This window comes from Streptococcus sp. HSISS3, from assembly GCF_000448605.1.
GTDB lineage: Bacteria > Bacillota > Bacilli > Lactobacillales > Streptococcaceae > Streptococcus > Streptococcus raffinosi.
Window position 1 is genome coordinate 906,485 of sequence record NZ_CM002130.1, and the last position, 22,038, is coordinate 928,522.

The 22,038-nt window shown below is 40.9% G+C and carries 17 protein-coding genes and 3 pseudogenes; 13 read left to right on the forward strand and 7 right to left on the reverse strand.

The annotated features are described in order from the left end of the window. Positions 1 to 36: 36 nt before the first annotated feature. The 3 genes and pseudogenes from HSISS3_RS12575 to HSISS3_RS04365 all read right to left on the reverse strand — a co-directional run bounded on the left by HSISS3_RS12575 (position 37) and on the right by HSISS3_RS04365 (position 1,428). A pseudogene (locus tag HSISS3_RS12575) lies at positions 37 to 368 on the reverse strand (glucuronide permease). A 35-nt stretch (positions 369 to 403) separates the two neighbouring features. Further along, positions 404 to 874, reverse strand: a complete 471-nt coding sequence (locus HSISS3_RS04360; RefSeq protein ID WP_042771825.1) for an HXXEE domain-containing protein — start codon at positions 872 to 874, stop codon at positions 404 to 406. A gap of 14 nt (positions 875 to 888) precedes the next feature. Continuing rightward, a complete protein-coding gene (locus tag HSISS3_RS04365; RefSeq protein WP_231087381.1) occupies positions 889 to 1,428 on the reverse strand; it encodes a TetR/AcrR family transcriptional regulator in 540 nt (179 codons plus the stop codon). A gap of 280 nt (positions 1,429 to 1,708) precedes the next feature. On the opposite strand from HSISS3_RS04365, the gene HSISS3_RS04370 reads away from it, so the two are divergent. The 12 genes and pseudogenes from HSISS3_RS04370 to HSISS3_RS04420 all read left to right on the forward strand — a co-directional run bounded on the left by HSISS3_RS04370 (position 1,709) and on the right by HSISS3_RS04420 (position 14,288). Then, on the forward strand, positions 1,709 to 2,605 hold the full coding sequence (locus tag HSISS3_RS04370; RefSeq protein WP_021151840.1) for a cation diffusion facilitator family transporter: 897 nt from the start codon (positions 1,709 to 1,711) through the stop codon (positions 2,603 to 2,605). Between the two features lie 111 nt (positions 2,606 to 2,716). After that, complete coding sequence (hemH, locus tag HSISS3_RS04375; protein ID WP_021151841.1) at positions 2,717 to 3,811, forward strand: ferrochelatase; 1,095 nt, start codon at positions 2,717 to 2,719, stop codon at positions 3,809 to 3,811. A 96-nt stretch (positions 3,812 to 3,907) separates the two neighbouring features. Continuing rightward, a complete protein-coding gene (locus tag HSISS3_RS04380) occupies positions 3,908 to 4,945 on the forward strand; it encodes an alcohol dehydrogenase catalytic domain-containing protein (RefSeq protein ID WP_021151842.1) in 1,038 nt (345 codons plus the stop codon). A gap of 6 nt (positions 4,946 to 4,951) precedes the next feature. Continuing rightward, positions 4,952 to 5,245: pseudogene (locus tag HSISS3_RS11590) on the forward strand (IS30 family transposase); the annotation flags it as partial. Positions 5,246 to 5,407: 162 nt separating this feature from the next. Then, positions 5,408 to 5,803, forward strand: coding sequence for a CopY/TcrY family copper transport repressor (locus tag HSISS3_RS04385; protein WP_021151843.1), 396 nt, complete (start codon positions 5,408 to 5,410; stop codon positions 5,801 to 5,803). Positions 5,804 to 5,821: 18 nt separating this feature from the next. Next, positions 5,822 to 6,193, forward strand: a complete 372-nt coding sequence (locus HSISS3_RS04390; RefSeq protein ID WP_021151844.1) for a cupredoxin domain-containing protein — start codon at positions 5,822 to 5,824, stop codon at positions 6,191 to 6,193. A gap of 10 nt (positions 6,194 to 6,203) precedes the next feature. Further along, positions 6,204 to 8,426 (forward strand): heavy metal translocating P-type ATPase, encoded by a 2,223-nt coding sequence (locus tag HSISS3_RS04395; protein ID WP_008534694.1) that lies wholly within the window; start codon positions 6,204 to 6,206, stop codon positions 8,424 to 8,426. Between the two features lie 360 nt (positions 8,427 to 8,786). Continuing rightward, positions 8,787 to 10,562, forward strand: coding sequence for a pyruvate oxidase (gene spxB / locus HSISS3_RS04400; RefSeq protein WP_021151845.1), 1,776 nt, complete (start codon positions 8,787 to 8,789; stop codon positions 10,560 to 10,562). A 312-nt stretch (positions 10,563 to 10,874) separates the two neighbouring features. Continuing rightward, on the forward strand, positions 10,875 to 11,591 hold the full coding sequence (locus tag HSISS3_RS04405; protein WP_021151846.1) for an ABC transporter ATP-binding protein: 717 nt from the start codon (positions 10,875 to 10,877) through the stop codon (positions 11,589 to 11,591). A gap of 1 nt (position 11,592) precedes the next feature. Beyond that, on the forward strand, positions 11,593 to 12,675 hold the full coding sequence (locus HSISS3_RS04410) for an ABC transporter permease (protein WP_008534689.1): 1,083 nt from the start codon (positions 11,593 to 11,595) through the stop codon (positions 12,673 to 12,675). Between the two features lie 23 nt (positions 12,676 to 12,698). Further along, positions 12,699 to 13,322 (forward strand): TetR/AcrR family transcriptional regulator, encoded by a 624-nt coding sequence (locus HSISS3_RS04415; RefSeq protein WP_021151847.1) that lies wholly within the window; start codon positions 12,699 to 12,701, stop codon positions 13,320 to 13,322. Positions 13,323 to 13,523: 201 nt separating this feature from the next. Then, the gene (locus HSISS3_RS04420; RefSeq protein ID WP_021151848.1) at positions 13,524 to 14,288 is read left to right on the forward strand and encodes a nucleoside phosphorylase; all 765 of its coding nucleotides are present in this window, start codon (positions 13,524 to 13,526) and stop codon (positions 14,286 to 14,288) included. 63 nt (positions 14,289 to 14,351) lie between these two features. On the opposite strand, the gene HSISS3_RS04425 is transcribed toward HSISS3_RS04420, so the two are convergent. Then, positions 14,352 to 14,987, reverse strand: a complete 636-nt coding sequence (locus HSISS3_RS04425) for an HAD hydrolase-like protein (protein ID WP_021151849.1) — start codon at positions 14,985 to 14,987, stop codon at positions 14,352 to 14,354. A 72-nt stretch (positions 14,988 to 15,059) separates the two neighbouring features. Then, positions 15,060 to 17,774 carry a DEAD/DEAH box helicase family protein gene (locus HSISS3_RS04430; RefSeq protein WP_021151850.1) on the reverse strand — a complete coding sequence of 905 codons (2,715 nt, stop codon included), beginning with the start codon at positions 17,772 to 17,774 and terminating at the stop codon, positions 15,060 to 15,062. A 216-nt stretch (positions 17,775 to 17,990) separates the two neighbouring features. Here HSISS3_RS04430 and HSISS3_RS04435 point away from each other — a divergent pair, with 216 nt between their 5' ends. Beyond that, positions 17,991 to 18,959 carry an ABC transporter substrate-binding protein gene (locus HSISS3_RS04435; protein WP_021151851.1) on the forward strand — a complete coding sequence of 323 codons (969 nt, stop codon included), beginning with the start codon at positions 17,991 to 17,993 and terminating at the stop codon, positions 18,957 to 18,959. 50 nt (positions 18,960 to 19,009) lie between these two features. On the opposite strand, the pseudogene HSISS3_RS04440 reads toward HSISS3_RS04435, so the two are convergent. Together HSISS3_RS04440 and HSISS3_RS04445 are read right to left on the reverse strand one after the other, a co-directional pair. After that, positions 19,010 to 20,349 (reverse strand): annotated as a pseudogene (locus HSISS3_RS04440) (MATE family efflux transporter). Between the two features lie 7 nt (positions 20,350 to 20,356). Further along, on the reverse strand, positions 20,357 to 21,943 hold the full coding sequence (locus HSISS3_RS04445; RefSeq protein WP_021151854.1) for a hypothetical protein: 1,587 nt from the start codon (positions 21,941 to 21,943) through the stop codon (positions 20,357 to 20,359). Positions 21,944 to 22,038: the final 95 nt, after the last annotated feature.

The following is a 22,038-nucleotide window of genomic DNA, read 5'->3' on the forward strand; positions in this document are numbered from 1 at the left end:
AAACTCAAGTTTTCATTGATAAAACTTGAGTTTTTCTTAGATGAGGGCTAACAAAATGGTAAGAATCATAGCGATTCCAAGCCGAATGACATGGTGGGCTGGATTGAAGTTTTCTTTGTGCTTGCCATTCCAATAGGCTCCGTAGCAAATCAACCCACAACCAATCAGCCAAAGGGATAGTGCGACAATCGAGAAAAAGAAGTAGAGGAAGAGAGACAAAGTCGCAAGGCTACTTCCGATGAGGAGAAATTGATTTCCTAGAGTGTGATTTCCTTTTTAACTTCAGAAAGGGAGGCCAATAAATGAAGCAGGACAAAAGCAAGCGCTAAGAAGACTGTGATGATGCTAAAGATGGGATAAAGTGACATAGATGTTTCCTTTCCAAGATATGATTGTCTAAGTACTATTTTTTATGACTGATTTTATTAAGAATCATAAATGATACTACAAGATTTAAAACGATAACCAGTAAAGTCAAAAAAGAGTAACCATAGAGTTTGACTGAACTTTCAATTTTTAGAAATGTGATGGAGAACAAGCTCGTTAAAATGCCCGTTAACAAGCCGGGAATATATTTTCGAAGGACAATTGTCTGAATCAAATGTCCGAAAATATGGTAGATATAAGCAATTACAATGGTTGCATAAATAGTATAGTTGCTAAACTGGTAGCTAAGAAAAAGTGATAGAAGCAGGATCAGAAACTGCTCCAAGACAATGGCATTGAAAGTAAAAGGAGTGTAATAAGAAAGGAATCGAATATCTGGAAACTGTGCTGATAGTTTTTTGACAAAGGATGGCATCCATATGATTTCCTCAAGTTCGTGAAGCATGAATAAGGCTGGAAAGAGAAAATAAAATTGAGTGAGGGTCATTAAAAAACTTCTTTCTAGTTTGAACCAACTTTCAGTATCTCCAAATAAAACTGGACAACTTCCTGCTCGCTATAGGACTTACCTTTTTTCAGCCACCAGCTGAGAGTTTCAATGAAGTGGCTGACGACCAGATGCTTAAGGTAAGAGTGGGGAATGTTGGGGTGAGCTTTAATCAGTTCGTCAGCCACCATTGGGTAGACATCGTGTTCCAGCTCTTTTCGCAGCTGACGGATGAAATAATCGTTTTTAGATAGCAGGAGACTGGTTACATGGTCTTGATTTTTCTTGAAATGCTGAAAGATATGGGTCAGGTAGTCTTGAGGAGAGAGGTGTTGAGCACGCTCAAACAAATGGTGAAAGAGCTTTTGACAGAGCTCATCTAGTAGTAACTCCTTGCTCTCATAATGGCTGTAAAAGGTCGATCGCCCGACATCAGCCAGGTCAATGATTTCTTGAACCGTTATGGTTTCATAGCCTTTTTGGTTGAGTAACTGTAAAAAAGCGCTATAGATAGCTTTTCGAGTCTTAGTAATGCGACGATCTTGAGCTGGCATATGGACAATTTGAACAAACTGTTCAATAACGTACACAGAGAACGGTTTGCTTCTATCCTTTCTGTTGATAGTATTGGATAATAGATAAAGAAGAGAAGAGATAATAGTCTCATTTCTCAGAATATCTATAGAAATAAATGTTTGACGCAGTAGCTGATTGGACTCTTCTTTCGCTATTTGGCTCAGAAGAGCACCTAATCAGCTTTGCGGGGGTGAGACTAGGAACAAATTTAAAAAATTTGCTCAGTCTCACTCCCATTATATCAAAGGATTAAGTAATATGAAGACAAAATGTGCGGTTTGGCTGGCTTTTTTCTTGAATCTAAGCTTTGCCATTGTTGAGTTTATTGCGGGTGGAATTTTTGGTTCTAGTGCAGTTCTCGCTGATTCGGTCCATGACTTTGGGGATGCGGTTGCCATTGGCATCTCGGCTTTTCTAGAGAGCATTTCCAATCGGAAAGAAGACAGCCATTACACCTTGGGCTACAAGCGTTTTAGCCTTTTAGGGGCCATGGTGACCGCTGTGATTCTGATGACAGGGTCTGGTATGGTGATTTTGGAAAATATGGTCAAACTGTTTCACCCACATCCTGTCAATGAAGAGGGACTTCTCTGGCTTGGAATTATTGCCATCAGTGTGAATGTCTTAGCAAGTCTGGTCATTCGTAAGGGACAAACCAAGAACGAATCTATTCTCAGCTTGCACTTTTTGGAAGACACCTTGGGTTGGTTGGCTGTCATCTTGATGGCCATTGTTCTCAGGTATACTGACTGGTATATCCTGGATCCTCTCTTGTCTCTAGTCATTTCTTTCTTTATTCTCTCAAAAGCCATTCCTCGTTTTTGGTCTACGCTCAGGATTTTCCTCGATGCCGTGCCAGAAGGGGTGAATATCCAGAAGATCAAGACGGATTTGGCAGAGTTGGACCATGTCGCTAGTATTAATCAGCTCAATCTTTGGACCATGGACGGCTTAGAAAAAGATGCCATCGTCCATGTTTGTCTGGAGCATGTCAAGCATATGGAGGTCTGTAAAGAGTCTATTCGAGACTTGCTCAAAGAGAGGGGCTTTCAAAATGTCACCATCGAAGTTGATGAAGACTTGGCAACCCACCGAGCTCACAAGCGAAATATCGAAGAGCTGGAGGCAGAAAGTGAGCAGCAACACCATCATTAAGGTTTGTTTTTTAACTCTTAGAGTCTACGTTTAAGAGTTATTTTGATACCAAGTTCCCTAAAGTAAGCCTTTTCATGATAAAATAGAACAAACGTGAAACAAGGAGTAATTATGAGTAAGAGAGCTGTGTTGATGATGACCTTTGGGTCACCCGAAGAGATTACCTATGAAGGAGTAGCGGAGTTTTTCACGAATATCCGGCGTGGTGTTCGTCCTGAACCACATGAAATTCAGACTTTATATGACAATTACCTACGAATTGGTGGAACTCCACTCCAAAGGATAACTAGAGAAGAAGTGGATTTGGTTGCTTCTGCTCTTGGAGAACGAGCGTCGGTCTACTTTGCTAATAAATTTTCCCGCCCTTTTATCACTGATGTAATCAAAGAGATGGAGAATGACGGAATTGAAGAATGTTTGTGCTTGATTTTAGAGCCTCATTATTCTTACTATTCTGTCATGGGATATGAGAAATTTTTAGAAAGTGAGCAGATTAGGTTCCAAATTATCAAGGATTGGTACCAAGAAACTTCACTTCTCCACTATTGGGCTGATGAGATTCGAAAGATTTTAGATCAAATTGGAGATGACAGCTATAAGGTGATTTTTTCAGCTCACAGTGTACCAGTTTTGGCTCTTGATTTTGGCGATCCTTATATCGATCAGATTTATGACAATACTCGCTTGATTGCGGAAATTTTAGGCCTTGAAGAAGACCAGTATACCAATACATGGCAGAGTGAAAGTGATATTGGTATTCCTTGGATTAAGCCTGATGTCTTAGAATACCTTCGTGATGAGAAGAAACACCCTGCCCACTATATTTTTGTCCCGATAGCTTTTATTAGTGAGCATATTGAGGTTCTTTTTGATAATGATGTGGAGTGTAAGGAGCTTTGTCATGAGCTTGGTGTGGCCTATCACCGTCCTCCTATGCCAAATAGCGATTCTCGTTTGATTAAAGCACTTCTTTCAACTATTCAGTCTCATATAGACGGTGACTATCGTTACTATCAACCTCAACTAGAGACTTTTGATGAGTTGGAAGCTCCTTCAAACACAGGACAGATTTTAGAAGAGGAAGCAGATATTCAGATGCCTGATTTCGTCAAAAAATTGATTGCTAAAAAAGGTCGAGAGAATGTCAAGATGCCATATCTAGTTAAGAAAATGCTTGAAAAGAAGTATGGAAAAAAATATGATTAAGTAACTAAATATGATCCGTAATAGGGAGTGTTTGATGTGAGTGATTTCTTGTTAAAAAGTGTATACTATCAGTAACGAAAGAATAGAGGTTATTAAATGAAATCAGCAGTTTATACCAAAGCTGGGCAGGTTGGTCTAGCAGAAATTGATCGCCCGCAAATCGTGGCAGCAGATGATGCCATTATCAAGATAGTACGTACTTGCGTTTGTGGATCGGACCTTTGGAGTTACCGTAATCTGGAAATGGAAGAAGGACATAGAAATAGCGGTCATGAGGCTATCGGAATTGTCGAAGAAGTTGGCGAGGAAGTTACTACAGTAAAACCAGGTGACTTTGTCATTGCCCCTTTCACACATGGTTGTGGACAGTGTGATGCCTGTCGTGCTGGTTTTGATGGTTCTTGTGACAATCACCCAGGTAACAACTGGTCTGGTGGCGTACAGGCTGAGTATATCCGTTTCCACTTTGCTAATTGGGCTCTTGTCAAAATTCCTGGTCAACATTCAGATTTTAGCGAAGGCATGCTCAAGTCACTTTTGACTCTTGCTGATGTTATGCCGACCGGTTACCATGCGGCGCGTGTGGCTAATGTGCAAAAAGGTGATAAGGTAGTCGTTATCGGGGATGGTGCTGTTGGTCAATGTGCGGTTATCGCAGCCCAAATGCGTGGTGCATCACAAATTGTCCTTATGAGCCGTCACGAAGACCGTCAAAAGATGGCCTTGGAGTCAGGTGCGACAGCTGTTGTGGCTGAGCGTGGTGAAGAAGGCATTGCCAAAGTCCGTGAAATACTTGGCGGTGGAGCAGATGCCGCTCTTGAATGTGTGGGTACTGAAGCAGCCGTCGACCAAGCCCTCGGTGTTCTCCATAATGGCGGGCGCATGGGATTTGTTGGTGTTCCACACTATGAAAATCGTGCCATTGGGTCAACCTTTGGACAAAATACAACGATTGGTGGCGGACCAGCCTCTGTCACAACCTATGATAAACAAGTTTTGTTAAAAGCTGTTCTTGATGGCGACATCAATCCAGGCCGAGTCTTTACGACAAGTTATAAATTGGAAGAGATTAATCAGGCCTATAAAGATATGGATGAACGCAAGACCATCAAGGCTATGATTGTGATAGAGTAACGAATTAAGTCGATCACTTTTGATTGCGGAAAAGAATTTTCTAATTGGAAATCTATTTCGAATGCACATGACATTGATATTTTCTTTGCGGATCCAGGATGTCCTGGGCAACGAGGTCTCATTGAACATTCTAATGGCTTATTAAGACGAAATGGACTACCTAAACAAATGGATTTTACGAATATTTCTCAAAATTATTTATCAGCTACAGCTGATAAAAGAAATAGAATTCCTAGGAAGTCTTTGAATTATCAAGCACCATCCCAAGTTTTTCTGAGTTACATGAAAAATCTAACTTAATTTGACAATTTAGGGAGATAAAAATAGGGAGTGAAAAAAGCCCAACCAGACAAATCTTCAAAGGAAGATTTGTTTTTTAAAAACTTTTGGTTGACAAGTGTAAATCTTAGGTGTAAAATAACATCATAAGGTTTACAAATGTAGATTTAGAAAGGAGAAGCCATGCAAATTTCCAATGCGGAATGGCGCATCATGAAGATTATCTGGATGGAAGGCAAGCAGACCAGCACGGATTTGATCGCCGTCTTGTCCGAGCGCTTTGACTGGTCGAAGTCGACGATTAAGACTCTCTTGACCCGCTTGGTGGAGAAAGGATGTTTGACTAGAGAAAAATCAGGCAAAGCCTTTGTTTACTCGGCTTTGTTGAAGCAGGACCAGGGTTTAGACTTGGTGGTTGAGGATGTGAAAGACAAGGTTTGCTCAAAAAGAATTGTCCAGGTGCTTGAAAACTTGATTCAGGAGAGTAACTTTACGATTGCAGATCTTAATCAGCTGCAGCAGGTCCTGGAAGAAAAGAAAGCAGAGTCTGTCGAAACAGTCCCTTGCAATTGTATGTAATAGAAAGAAGGAGATTCCATGTTTGGATTGGTGATTAGTATTGTTTGTTTACTTGTGGTTGTCTTTATTGCTTGGTGGTTCTTTGCAGAGCATGAAAAGGTAAGCGGCCACGCTCGTCAGAAATCAGGTTATCAAGAAATTGAAGTCGAAGTCATGGGGGGCTATTCGCCTGAAACCATTGTCCTGAAAAAGAATGTTCCAGCCCGGATCATCTTTAATCGCAAGGATCCATCTTCATGTCTGGCTCAAGTGATCTTTCCAGATTTTGGCGTTCATGAAGATTTGCCTTTAGGTGAAAAACATGTCATTGAAATTACGCCAGAAAAAGCGGGCGAATATGGGTATTCATGTGGAATGAACATGATGCATGGTCACATGATTGTGGAATAAAGGAGTAGGTATGGTAGAAAAACAAAAAGCAGTTGTGGAAAACGGAGTGCAAAAGATCCGTATTACAGCAGAAAAAGGCTATAGTCCAAAGGAATTTCAACTTCAAAAAGGGATCCCTGCTGAAATCACCTTCCATCGGGTCAATCCTTCCGGCTGTTACAAGGAAATTTTGTTTGAAGATCAGGGGATTTTAGAGCCTTTGGAAGTCGGTGTGGATAAGGTGATATCCTTTACCCCGACAGAAACAGGGGACTTCGAGTTTTCATGTGGAATGAAGATGCAAAAGGGTTCCTACACGGTTGTGGAAAAACGCCGTCGTGTCTTAGGTTTACTGGGTCGCTTTTGGATTACTAGTATCTTTACTCTTCCCTTATTGATCTTGATGATCGGGATGATGGCAGGATTTGTCTCCCATCCAGTCAGTCGCTGGGGGACTTTTCTAGCAACAACGCCGATCATGTTGGTAGCAGGAGTTCCTTTTATCAAGAGTGCCTGGGCCTCATTTAAGAAGCACCATTCCAATATGGATACCTTGGTAGCTCTTGGAACCCTGGTAGCCTATGTCTATAGTGTATTTGCCCTTTTTACTGGTCAGCCAGTATACTTTGAGGCTGCGGGTTTTATCATCTTCTTTATCCTCTTAGGGCAAATCTTTGAAGAACGGATGCGTAACAATGCCTCCGAGGCTGTGGAAAAGTTGTTGGATTTGCAGGCAAAAACGGCTCAAGTTCTCCGTGATGGGAACTATGTCGAGGTGGCGGCAGAAGATATCCAAATTGATGACTTGATTCGGGTCCGTCCTGGGGAAAAGATTGCGGTTGATGGGACGATTGTAGAAGGAAGTACGACTATTGATGAGTCGATGGTGACAGGTGAAAGCTTGCCTGTGGAGAAATCAGTTGGTGATGCAGTTATCGGCTCCACTATCAACAGCAATGGGACCATTCTCTTTAAGGCTGAAAAAGTCGGTAGTGAGACCCTCTTATCTCAAATTGTGGACTTTGTCAAAATGGCCCAATCCAGTCGTGCTCCCATTCAAGATTTGACGGATAAGATTTCAGGTATCTTTGTTCCAGTGGTGACGATTTTGGCCATTGCGACTTTCTGGGTTTGGTCCGTGCTTCTGGGCGCGTCGCTTCAAGAGGCCATGCTCTATGCAGTCTCTGTCCTCATTATTGCCTGTCCTTGTGCCCTTGGTTTAGCAACCCCAACAGCCCTGATGGTCGGAACCGGCCGTAGTGCCAAGATGGGGGTTCTGATTAAAAATGGAACAGTTCTTCAAGAAGTGCAAAAGATTCAAACCGTTGTGTTTGATAAGACAGGTACCATTACCATTGGCCAACCACTTGTAACCGATGTTGTAGGAGATGAAGCGCGTGTCTTGACACTGGCTGCTAGTCTTGAAACTTTTTCAGAACATCCACTAGCCCAAGCGGTGTTATCCCAAGCAGAAGAAAAAGGTTTGGTGTTATCCCCTGTGGAAAACTTCCAAGCGATTGAAGGAAAAGGGGTCCAAGGTCAGATCGACCAGCAGTTGGTGACCTTGGGAAATGGCAAACTTCATGACGGGACAGCGATGGATCCGGAGCTTGAAAAACGGATGGTAGAGTTGCAAGAGCAGGCCAAAACAGTGATCAGTTTGTCTGTGGATGGGCAAGTGATTGGCTTGATTGCCATTCAAGATGCTCCGAAGGCCAGCTCAAAAGAAGCGATCAAAAAGCTCAAAGAACGGGGCTTGAAAACGGTCATGTTAACGGGGGATAATGAACGGGTGGCCCAAGCTATTGCTAAGCAAGTGGGAATTGACACCGTCATTGCTGATGTCCTTCCTCAAGAAAAAGCTAGCGCCATCCAAAAACTGCAAGAAGATAGCAAGGTCGCGTTTGTTGGAGATGGGATCAATGATGCTCCAGCTCTCTCGATCGCGGATGTGGGGATCGCTATGGGATCTGGAACGGATATTGCGATCGAGTCCGGTGGCATCGTGCTCACGCAAAATGATTTGCTTGGCGTTGTGCGTGCCTTTGACATGAGTCAAAAGACCTTCCGCAGGATTTTACTCAATCTCTTCTGGGCCTCTATCTACAATATCCTTGGGATTCCAATTGCTGCTGGAGTCTTTGTAGGACTGGGATTGACCCTTAATCCAGAACTAGCAGGTCTTGCTATGGCCCTTAGTTCTTTGTCTGTTTTGACTAGCTCGCTGCTTCTCAATGTTGCGAAAATAGATTAGACTCAATAAAAAAATGGTACAGAATTCATTTAATATTCTGTACCACTTTTTTGTCTTCTCTTACAGCCACAAGAGAAGACGGGTACATAGATTTTATAATAAAATATCCTATTATAAGATAGTTTGTGAAAATTTCTCAAATTCAGCATCTGTAATGTAATAGGGATTGAGCATCTCTGAGCAAATCCTTATACATGTGAATCTCTTTGTGCTAAATTAGTACTGTAATCGTTTTGTAAAACGTTTTCATGAGAACAGTCAGAATAAATTCATTTTCAAGACGAGCTTTAATCGCAAAGATGAAGTAGAAGCGCTATGCTTCATTTTTCAGGATCAAATTAGAAATAAAGGAGAGTTAGAATGACTCAAGGGAAAATTACTGCATCTGCAGCAATGTTGAACGTATTGAAAACATGGGGCGTAGACACGATCTACGGAATCCCATCAGGAACACTTAGCTCATTGATGGACGCTTTGGCTGAAGACAAAGATATCCGCTTCTTGCAAGTTCGCCATGAAGAAACTGGTGCACTTGCAGCGGTTATGCAAGCTAAATTTGGCGGATCTATCGGGGTTGCAGTTGGTTCAGGTGGACCTGGTGCGACTCACTTGATCAATGGTGTTTATGATGCAGCTATGGATAACACTCCATTTCTTGCTATTCTTGGATCACGTCCAAACAACGAACTCAACATGGATGCTTTCCAAGAATTGAACCAAAACCCAATGTACAATGGTATCGCTGTTTACAACAAACGTGTAGCTTATGCAGAACAATTGCCAAAAGTGATTGACGAAGCTTGCCGTGCTGCTGTTTCTAAAAAAGGTCCAGCTGTTGTTGAAATTCCAGTAAACTTTGGTTTCCAAGAAATCGACGAAAACTCATACTATGGATCAGGTTCTTACGAACGCCGCTTCATCGCTCCTGCCTTGAACGAAGCTGAAATCGACAAAGCTGTTGAAATCTTGAACAATGCTGAACGCCCAGTGATCTATGCTGGTTTCGGTGGAGTTGGTGCTGGTGATGTCATCACTGAATTGTCTCGTAAAATCAAAGCACCAATCATCACAACTGGTAAAAACTTTGAAGCTTTCGAATGGAACTACGAAGGGTTGACAGGTTCTGCATACCGTGTTGGTTGGAAACCAGCCAACGAAGTAGTCTTTGAAGCAGACACTGTTCTTTTCCTTGGTTCAAACTTCCCATTTGCTGAAGTTTACGAAGCCTTCAAGAACACTGAAAAATTCATCCAAGTCGATATCGACCCTTATAAACTTGGTAAACGTCACGCTCTTGACGCTTCTATCCTTGGTGACGCAGGTCAAGCAGCTAAAGCTATCCTCGACAAAGTGAACCCAGTTGAATCTACTCCATGGTGGCGTGCAAACGTGAAGAACAACCAAAACTGGCGTGATTACATGAACAAACTCGAAGGTAAAACTGAGGGTGAATTGCAATTGTATCAAGTTTACAATGCAATCAACAAACATGCTGATCAAGACGCTATCTACTCAATCGACGTAGGTGACACTACTCAAACATCTACTCGTCACCTTCACATGACACCTAAGAACATGTGGCGTACATCTCCACTCTTTGCGACAATGGGTATTGCCCTTCCTGGTGGTATCGCTGCTAAGAAAGACAATCCAAATCGCCAAGTATGGAACATCATGGGTGACGGTGCATTCAACATGTGCTACCCAGACGTTATCACAAACGTTCAATACGACCTTCCAGTTATCAACGTTGTCTTCTCAAATGGTAAATATGCCTTCATCAAGGACAAATACGAAGATACAAACAAACACTTGTTTGGTTGTGACTTCCCTAATGCTGACTATGCGAAAATCGCTGAAGCGCAAGGTGCTGTAGGGTTCACTGTAAACCGTATCGAAGATATCGATGCAGTCGTTGCAGAAGCTGTTAAATTGAACAAAGAAGGTAAGACAGTTGTGATCGATGCCCGCATCACTCAACACCGTCCACTTCCAGTAGAAGTACTTGAGTTGGATCCAAAACAACACTCAGAAGAAGTAATCAAAGCATTCAAGGAAAAATACGAAGCAGAAGAACTCGTACCATTCCGCCTCTTCTTGGAAGAAGAAGGATTGCAATCACGCGCAATAAAATAATTCCTCTCGTCGAAAATCAAAAATAAATTTGTAGACTTCTTTATTAGGTTACTGCCGACGATTCCATCATTGAAACCTTAATTTTCAATGATGGAATCTAGTGCGGAGCCTAGAAAAAGTGGATAGGAGAGATTATTTCAGAGTATAGTGAATAGATTCTTAACATCAGAAGTTTTTGTCATAAACATTGGATGCTATCATCCAGTGTTTTTATTTAAAAAAATTCAAATTATCACTTGATAAGTGAGTGAACACTCACTATAATAATCTCGTATTTAAAAAGTGAGTAAACACTCACTGAGGAGGATGCATATGAAAACATTGCTACATTTACAAGATTTACAAAAATCTTTTGGTCAACAACTTGTGTTAAACCACGTTGGTTTTGAATTACATTCTGGAGAAATCATTGGTCTAATCGGTCCTTCTGGTGCTGGTAAATCAACCATGATTAAAACCATGTTAGGAATGGAAAAGGCAGATAGCGGTATTGCTTTAGTCTTAGAAAATACCATGCCAAATCGTCATATTCTAGGTGATATTGGCTACATGGCTCAGTCAGATGCCTTATATGATGCCTTATCAGGTCAGGAAAATTTGCAATTTTTCGGTAAGCTCAAAGGACTTTCTAAGAAAGACTTGTCATCTGAAATTGCTCATGTAGCTCAAGTGGTAGATTTGACAGATCACTTAAACAAGGCTGTATCTGGTTATTCAGGAGGGATGAAAAGACGTTTGTCACTAGCCATAGCACTCTTAGGAAATCCTCAACTCTTGATATTGGACGAACCGACAGTTGGGATTGACCCTTCTCTTCGAAAGAAAATTTGGAAAGAGTTGATGGCGCTAAGAGACAATGGTGTAGGAATCTTGGTTACAACCCATGTCATGGATGAAGCAGAGCTGACAGATAAGGTCGAACTACTATTAGGTGGAAAAATCATTGCCTTTGATACACCATCCAAGCTAAAAGAATCTTATGGTGTTTCAAGTATTGAAGAAGTCTTTTTGAAAGCAGAAGGAGAATGAAATGAGAACAATTGTCATTGCAAAAAAAGTCTTCAAAGAATTGCTTCGTGACAAACGGACACTGGCCCTTATGTTTGTAGCACCAGTCTTTATCATGTGGCTGATGAACCTCATGTTTTCGGCTAGTACAACTGTAAATGTCAAGTTAGCGATACAAGATGTGCCAAGTAGTTTGGTAAGTAAGATGGACGACTTAGAACATGTCAGTGTCAAAACCTACAAAGACTTGGATCAAGCTAAAGAGGCTTTAAACGATGAAAAAGTAGATGCAGTTATCTCTTATAAGGATGGGGAATATCATGTAACCTATGCCAATACAGATGCCTCTAAAACTTCGGTGACCCGACAAGTATTACGCACCAGTATTGCCAGTGAAGACACCAATCAATTATTAGCCCGTGTGAAGCAATCCCTTCCACAATTACAACTAAAGGTAAAATCTCCTGAAATTAAGGAATCTTATGAATATGGTAACGAGGACACCGGCTTCTTTGCTAAAATGATTCCTGTTTTGCTTGGGTTCGTCGTTTTCTTCTTTGTCTTTTTGATTTCAGGGATGGCACTCTTGAAAGAACGTACTAGCGGAACCCTAGATCGTTTGTTGGCAACCCCAGTCAAACGTTCGGAAATTGTTTACGGCTATATGTTGTCTTACGGCCTTATTGCCATACTGCAGACAGGAGTAGTCGTTCTAGCAGCCATCTGGTTGTTGAACATTGAAGTTGTCGGAAGCCTGTTAAATGTTATAATAGTTAATGTGGTACTGGCTCTGGTGGCACTAGCCTTCGGAATTCTCTTGTCTACCTTGGCAAAATCAGAATTCCAGATGATGCAATTTATTCCTCTTGTGATTATGCCGCAACTCTTTTTCTCAGGAATCATTCCACTTGATTCAATGGGAGACTGGGCAAAAACGCTAGGGAAATTCTTGCCTTTGACCTACTCAGGTGATGCAATGAGTCAGATCATTCTTTACGGACGTGGAATTGGAGATGTCGTACCTAATATTGGTGTTTTACTTATTTTCCTTATCGTTTTGACAATTCTCAATATTGTCGGATTGCGTCGTTATCGTAAAGTTTAAAATATAAATATACGAGGATGAAAATGAGCGAGAGTATTTTTGAGTCGTTTGAAGCTTATCTAAAAGAGGCAGACTATCCCAAAGGAAAGAAAAAAATCATGCAGGCGGCGGTCGATTTGATTTCTACTAAGAGTTACAATGGGACCTCCACCCTACAAATTGCCAAACATGCGGGACTTAGTCAGGCAACGCTTTTCAAGTATTTCAAGACCAAAGAAGATTTATTAACAGCTATTTTACATCCTATTGTTCCAGGACTTTTCGGTCGTTTTTTTGAGGAACTTTTGGCCTTTAACACGACTGAAGAAAAGGTTCATTATCTCGTTCACAATCGCATGGCCTATCTCAAAACGAATCGCGCTTTGATGAAAATTATTCTTCAGGAAATTTTTTCAAATAAGAAACTGAGAAAAGAACAACTTTATATTTGGAATACTCTTCAGGATAAATTATTAGTACTCCATAAGGAATTGATAGCAGATTCACGAGTGAATCCTGAAATCACGGTTCCTCAAATGATTCGTATTTGTATAGGCCCCTTATTGGCCTACTTTGCCCAACTCTATATCGTTGGCGACAATAGTGACATAAGAGAAGAAGACTTAAATTTGTTGGAAAAACAGATTTTAGGTGGTTTGTGGAAATAAACACCGACTGAAATCATATTTCTTAAAATAAAACACAAAAAGGACATGTTTCTGACTAAAGCAGATTTATGTCCTTTCTTTTCAGTTATGTACATTGTTTAATTGGTTTTTCTTTGTGATTCTTGGGAAGTAGTTCCTATGAAATCATATTACAGTGGTTATTTTTTGATATAATAATTCTTAAAACTTAGGAGGCAACAGATGATACATAAACATGAAATCCCAATTTTAGAGTTTGATGACAATCCTCAGGCTGTGATAATGCCGACCCATGAGGATTTAGACTTGAACTTGCCGTCTAGGTGCGTCTACGCCTTTTTAGGAGAAGAAATCGAACGCTATGCGAATGCTATTGGCGCTGAAAAAGTTGGAGAGTTTGTCTCTGCTACTAAAACCTATCCAGTTTATGTGATGACTTACAATGGAGAGGAAATCTGCTTGGCTCAAGCTCCAGTTGGATCAGCTGCAGCTGCACAATTTCTGGATTGGTTGATTGGTTATGGCGTAAAGCAAATCTTATCAACTGGAACTTGTGGTGTCTTGGTAGACATGCCAGAGAATGTCTTTTTGATTCCGACGAGAGCATTGCGAGATGAAGGTGCAAGTTACCACTATGTTGCGCCTTCTAGGTATATAGAAGTGAATCGTCGAGCACTGACTGCCATTGAAACAGTTCTAAGACAAGCGTCCATTCCTTATCAAGAGGTTATGACCTGGTCGACAGATGGCTTTTATAGAGAGACACCTGATAAGGTTGCATATCGCATTGAAGAGGGGTGCAGCGTTGTCGAGATGGAATGTGCTGCCCTTGCAGCAGTTGCCAAACTTCGTGGAGCTATTTGGGGCTTACTTCTCTTTACTGCGGATTCTCTAGTAGATATAGACAATTACGATCAACGAAATTGGGGAGCAGAAGCTTTTGACAAGGCTTTAGAGCTTTGCCTGGATATTGCTGTTCAGATGTAATCTACTTTGACTAGTAACAAAAAGAGCATGACTATAAAATCATGCTCTTTTCATTATCAATTATTATTTCAAAATATCCCTGATTTCTTGGGTATTATGAGCAACTAAATCAGGATTTTCCGCTAATAGCGTTTCGTTGGTTCCGAATCCCCAGGTCACAGCCAATGTCTTAATGCCAACAGTTTTTCCGCCAATCAAGTCAAACTTGGTATCACCAACAATGACAGAACTGTCCTTAGGCGCCTGATTTTCAGTAATCGCCCGTTGTAAGACATCAGCCTTGTGTAAAGCAGCAGGCGTAGACCCATAAATGCCATCAAAATAGGCTGTGAGACCCAGGTGTTGGCACATCCTTTGGGCAACAGGCTCATTTTTTGAAGTAGTGATATAAATTTTCTTATTAGGATTCTGCTTCAGTTCCTGAAGAACCTCCTTAATGCCATCGTAGAGATGGGCTTCAAATTGCCCTTTGGTCTCATAATACTCCCGATAAATTTTGACGGCTTGGGCAGCATCTTCTTCACTAATTTCTTCTTTGAATGTCACTTCTAAAGGTGGTCCCATAAAGGTGCGAATTTTTTGATCACTAGGGACAGGGAGGCTTAGTCTTTCAAAGGTTTGAACAAAACCATTGTGGATGCCCTCAGAACTATCAATGAGGGTACCATCAAGGTCGAAAAAAATGTGAGTAATTGTCATAGGATTCTCCAATATAGTATCTTTGGGTTTATTTTAACACGGTAAGACAGTAATAGTCGTTTTGCTTATGTGTCATTCTAGTGTTGACATGACTTTTTTGCGTGTAATAGTACGTTCTTGCTTGTTACCAAGTGCCTTGATACGGGCCTCAAGTAAAATATGGCGTCCTTGAGGATTTCGTGTATAAATCAGCTCATATTTGCCAAGGGTCTTTTGCACGTGTTCGAGAAAAGCAGTCGCTTCAGTTTTACGTTTTTCAAACATGCTAGGTACAGCAAAATATTCGGTCTGGTCTATAACTTTGTGGCTAGCTTTTAAGATATAACGTTGATTTTCAATCGGGGCGAAAAATTCAGTTACAGCTTGAGCAAAGATTTCTTTCTCCTTCATTGAAGCACCCTTGAGATAAATGGCATTATATAAGGCCTGCTTACTATCTTTCACTACTCTAGGAGCAGATTCTTTAGTTTCAATCTGACCTGCATCTAGCAGGGCTTGATGAATAGCTTTTCCAAATATTTCCAAACGTTTATAGGGACTTTTATAGATGGCATATCTTCCCCAAACGATAGCTAGTGCAATAATGGAGAGCAAAAGAATCGTAAGATTAAAATTTGACAGTGTCCCACTAATCAGATATTTGCTAGCGTCAAAGATGTAATAGGTAACAACGAACGCCTGAAAGAGTAGGATAGCTTTCTTCCAATCGTTAAGGTACGCCATTGGTAGAAAGTGTTTGTCAACGGCAACCTCATTAGTCACCTCAATGTCCTCATAAAGGGGCAGGGCTTGTTGCCAACGGTCTTTTAGTTCCTGTCGATTCTGAGATTGCCGTACGGTGTTTTGATTGAGTTTCTCCAAGCTTTTTCGGTTGAATTTGAGATTATTAAACTCCAGTCGCTCTATGCCAGACTCAATCGTCTGCTCATGATAATGAAGGCCTAGAAATTGCTTCATGCGACGATTTAACAAGTCTAAGTCGGGACTTAGCTCATATAATTGAAGCTCGTTAATCTCAGCGTATTTTTCCTCAATATTTTGAGTTTCATACCAGTGTCTTGATGAAAAATTAATGGAAATCAAATGCCAGATATTACTGGTTTTTTCAGGATTGTCAGGCCAGATTCGGATGGCACGTCCACGCATCTGATTGCTTAGCATGAAACTACCAACAAAACTAGCTAGAATGAGTGAATTCACACAAGGAGCATCCCATCCTTCACCTAGGAGAGATTTGGTTCCAATAATCACCTGAATATCCCCCTCTTGGAAAAGTTGGGTAAGGGCAGTCACTAGGTCATGGTGAGAACCAGAAACACTGACCTTTAGGTATTGATCTTGTCTTAACTGTCCAACAATCTCATACGACAAACGAGAACTAGGAATAAGTTTTTCTAAAGGTTCTTTGGCAGCAGTCGGGATAATCACCAAACTTCCTGTCAATACAGCCATGGGTACCGACCAAGACTGCTCAAGCATTTCTCTACGAATGGATTCGAAGTAGGAAAGGACACCAAGTTGTGTGAACTCTGCCTTATCATCACCTAAATGGCTTTGAAAATCTTTTCGAATAAAGTCTGTCAGCACCAACTGTCGAAGATCATTTCCCAAAGCTTGGTATTCCGCTTTAAAGATGTCTTTAGTAGCCTTTAGTTTACCTAGAGATTGATTAAGTAAAACATCTTGCTTTTTATTGCGAATGAGTTTAACTTGATTTCTTTCAATAAGGCCGTTGGCTTTTAAATCACTTTTGATTTGGTCAAAGGCTTCTTCAGTAAAAGTGAACCAATTTGGTACTTGAAAAATGATACCATTGAGCAAGGTTTCAAACCACCCAAGAGAAAAAGCAGGTAAGGCCTTGGCACCAAGTAGCTCTTGAAAATATTGCGGGAAAGGTAGACCCTTGGAACGTAAGAAAATCAATATAGCAGAAAGGTATTTGGGATTAGTCAATAAGTCGTCGTCAGTAATCTGACCTGTCAGTGCCAAGCTAGATTGAATGGTACTAGAGAAATTTTCATCCGCCGAGAGTCTATTTAAACAGTCGTGTTTCTGCTTTTCAAACTGATCTAGGTGTTTTTGTTCCTTCTTAGTCGGAAAGGCAAAGTAAACATAGTCTTGATGAGGGCAGAGTGTTCCTTCCTTAACCAGTTCAGGGACGGTGATTTCTTCGTCAATAACACCGCACATGCTGATGTAACGCTCCCAAAGGGCTGGCTCCCCTTCGTAGGGAGGTGTCGCAGTCAGGGAGACCATATTGAGGTTTGGAAATGACTTACGAAAGATCTCTAAACTCTTCCACCACTCATTTCGCAGATGGTGACACTCATCTAAACAGAGTGTCCCTAAAGCTAACTCCTTAAAGGTCTTTTTAAGGTCAAAGCCTTTAAATTCATAATGTTCTTGGTCAGCAGTATCATCCGTGTCTTCAGAAAGGGCGTCTCCCTCAAGCTGATTCATAGCACTATGAAGTGCTTGGTAGGTTGCAACGGTTATAATTTTGGGCTGTTTCAAGTCCTGCGATATGAGTTGGTCTGCTTGACTAGAATCATTTAAAAATGCCTCTTTAATACGATCAACCCATTGCTGCCTGATGGTGACGGTCGGAACAAGAATTAAGCTAGGATTTCCAAAACGCCTTATAAATTCAATTCCTAAGGTCGTCTTACCTGATCCGGGTGCAGCTACTAAGTGAATCTTGCCATCCGACATGTAAGTATCACTCTTGTCAAGAATGCGCTTTTGATACTGTCGCCATTGTCCCTTAAATGAAAGTTCATGTAACATAATTTCCCTCCAGTGTTACTTATCATTATAACATAGTTTCATGACCTAACCTGCCCCTGTTAATGCTTGCAAGGTCCTAAAACTCTCACTGTTGGATTATTTAATAGGACCGATTTAAATTCGCTTCTAAAACAAGCTGTTAGCCATTGACATTAAAGAAATTTTAAGATAACGTTAAAGGTAACTGATAGCCCTGATTACATTTAAGGAGTTTAAATGAAAAAAACAAATTTTCTTTATTTAGTAGCCATTCTTGCTATTATTTCAGGCCTTTTTTTATACTATTTGCCGAGTATGAACCTTGTCAAAAGTGCTCATGATAGTAATACTAGTCATACCTTTAAAGCTAAGACTATTGTTCATGATTTTGGAACAACGGAGTTGAAAAAAGCGCCAAAACGTATTGTTATCCTTGACAACCTATACGGTGAAATCTTAGAACCGCTTGACCTCACACCAGTGGGTGCTACAACAGGGCAGGAAGGGAGGCAAGAGTTTTCCACTCTCTTTAAGAAACACTACAAGGATGCAGATGTGGTCTCTGTCGGCTGGCAAAAATCTCCTGACCTTGAAAAAATCAAGGAGCTCAAGCCAGATCTTATCCTGATGACAGTAGACCAAGAAGGTCTCTATGACAAGCTTTCAGAGATTGCCCCAACCGTTGGTTATCGCATAAACACAGATGAAAATTGGGATTACCACGAAACCTCGCTAAAGGTTGCCGAAATTTTTGACAAGCGTGATGAGATGAAAGATGCTCTTGATAGAATGGATGCCAAGGAAGCCGTTTTTGCTGAAAATGTTAAGGCTAAGTTTGGTGACCAAAAGCTCATGTATCTGCGCGTGACGGGCAATGACATTCGCTATTATGCTTATGGACATTTTGGTTATCTCTATGACACTTACAAGTTCAATCGTGCTCAAACCTTTAATCCAGAGGATATGTACCAAGTTATTGATATCGATAAACTTAAAGATCTTAATCCAGACCTCTTGATTGTTCAAGCGGATTCTCAGGAACTTCTTGATAACAAACTGAAGAATACATCTGTTTGGAGCAATCTAAAAGCTGTTCAAAATAACAATGTTATCTATGCAGATTATTCAACCTACATGCTGGGCTTTGGAATCGTCTCTCAGGAAGCTATTATGAATCAGATTTCAGACGAATGGGGACTAAAGTAACGTAAAAACGTGCGCATTGGCACGTTTTTTACTTGTTCTTAAAAAGTCGTCTAGCTAACAAATAAGCGTCGAATGTGTTTTCGTAAGGCAAAATAGAGTTGAATGGTCATGGGAATCCAAATTAAGGGCTCACATAAGATAACGCCAAGGTAACCCAAATATGGAATAACTAAGATGACAAAGAGAATTTTACCAAAAAGCTCAATGAAACTAGATGTCAAAGGCGTTAATTTTTTCCTAGTCCCTGCAAGCAATTTCTAAAAATGAAAAGCATCCCTAAAATGGGATAAAAGAGTGAGCTGATACGCAGATAGCGACTGGCATTTTCAATAATAATAGCCTCGTTTGAGCCAGAGATAAGTTCTGCTAGAAATGGACTAGCCATATAGAGGATGGCACAAGCCATTAGGGACCAAGTTATGGAGACGAGGCAAGATTGTTTCAGCCCTGCTAGAATACGTTCAAACTGTTTGGCCCCGAAATTTTGCGAGGTAAAAGTCGTGACCCCAGCAGCAAGAGAGGTCAAAGGGAGAACAGCGAAAGACATGATGCGTCTTGCTGCCACCTGAGCACTAATGATAAGAGGACCAAAGCCGTTAATGGCATATTGCAAGGTGACCGTCCCGATAGATACAATGGAATTCATCAGTCCCATTGCCATACCCTGACCAAAAAGGTCTAGATAAAGACTTGAATCAAAAACAAAATCAGACTTGCTAGGAAGTAGAAAGCCCACCCGTTTCTTGATGTAGAATAGACAGAGGATAGCTGAAAGCCCTTGTGAAATAATCGTTGCCAAACCAGCAGACTGAACACCAAGATGGAGCTGGGTGATAAAGAAGAGGTCTAAGAGAATATTGACAAAGGCTGAAAAAATCAGAAAATAAAGGGCAGCTAGACTATCACCAACAGCTCTTAAAAGCCCAGCGCAAAGATTATAGCCCATGGTAACGCCCACACCGGAAACAATCATGGAAATGTATTGATGGGATTGATTGATAATCGATTTAGGAGTTCCTAAAAAGCTCAATAAGGGGTAGAGACCAAAATGTCCTAGTAGCATAACTGAGATACTCAATCCAAGAGCAATAACAAATGTAGCCGCAACAGATTGACCAAGTTTCCTAAAGTCTTGCGCCCCATAGTAACGTGCGATAACAACACCCATACCATTACCGAGTCCAAGGGCAAATCCGATAACCAAATCAAAGATAGCAGTAGAAGCACCTACAGCCGCCAAGGCATCTGGACCTAGAAAACGCCCCACAATCATGACATCGGCTGTATTGTAGAGTTGTTGGAAAATATTGGACACTAAGATAGGCAAGACAAAGATTAAAAGAGACCTCAAAATAGGGCCTCGCAACAAGTCAACAGACGAATTTTTCATAGAACTATTATAACAAGATAGCAAGTGTGAGACAATCTAAAAAAGCCATCCTAGGATGACTTTTCATAGCCTTTAGGAAGCGACAGAGCTTTTGTGACATATGACTATAACCCGCCGCAATCATCGGAAGTTGTAAGTAAATATAAGGCAGGGTATACTGACTCTTGGTCTCTGAAATCAGATGAAAGAGGATGCCTCCAAAGAGATAAAGGAAGGCATAAAGTCCTAGTGTTGCCCCATCTCCCATTCGTTTATAGGCAAAGGCATAATAGAACACACCGCCCAAGTAGAGGACTAAAAGGTAACCTTGCATATAGGTTACGAAAAAGAGATGTAGGGTTCCATCATGATAAATAGAAGTCGCAAAGCGATTCCACAAGGGTTGATACTTGTCTTTACTAGGCCCATTCCAGATGGATTGAAAACTCCCTTCAGTCCAGGAACTGATAAATTTAGTGCTGAAGAACCAACTCGCTTCATCTGGATGTTCTAAGAAATATTGCACCCGCTTATCAAAGAGGTGATTTGCACTTTTCTCAATCTTATCAATATTTCCCTTTTTCTTGGTATAGATTTTTCTAACATAGCCGGTGTACCAGCCTGGCATACGTTTTGAGTCTGGCTCATCCTGCAAGCCCATGGCTAACCAAGCAATTTGAGGTGTTCCAGAAATTTTTTGATGGGTAGTTATTTCATAATAGCTAGTTGTCGCCTTATGCATAGTCATTGGAAAAGCGAAGAAGGCTAGTATCAACAGTAAATAAGTGTAGCGTTTTTCTCTAAGTATCAACAGTATTAGAATACCAGACAATGCAAGTATGAGAATAATATTATTACTTCGCACCCAGTAAGCCAAGGTTAGCATGATTACCGAAACTATAGCATTTCTAGCCTTACCATGCCTCAAATAGCGTAAGAAAAATAGAATAGCGAAACTTGAAAAGAACAAGCCATACATGAGCCCGTAAGCGAACATAATGTTGAAAACTAGAGGTAAAAAACCAAAACTCATGATGACAGCCAAACGACTGATATGAGCTCTGTTAAAAAGTACCTCTGTGATTTTCCAAGTAGCATAGTTCATCCCAATGACCATAGCCAGATTGAGTACATAGAAAACTGAGATAACAGGTAGAGGAATCAGGTAAAGAAAAAGTCTTTCAAAGCTAAGCATACCTAACTGGTGGGGATAACGGTAGAAGTAAGCCCCAGGTTTTATCAAGGAAAAGTTGCCAGCGTTGAACTGAACTGCCCCTCGGAAAACAGTACCTGCATCGTCTCGCCCAGCAAAACTCGTCAGAAAAATCAGAACGAGCCCAAAACTCACAAAGCATATTGTAAAAAACGTGAAGATTTGCTTGATTGTATAGTTCTTTAAAAGCTTGGGCCAGAGAAGCGTCAAAAGCAGGATGACCCCACCTGAAACATAAACATACCAAGGGACGCTACTAATCTCTGCCCATTCAAAATAGCCGGTCATCATAGTGGTCCGAATAATCATGGCTGTCACAAATAATATGCCGAAGACTAAGAGCCCCACGTAGCGACCTAACCATTCTAAAACAGAGCTCGTATATGACATAAGAGCCTTCATACTGAAAGTCTCCTTTATATAGGTAATTACCTATATAGTTTAACATAGTCCTTAGAAAAATGTCATGAAATCAAGAAGAAATAGGGGGTGCTTAC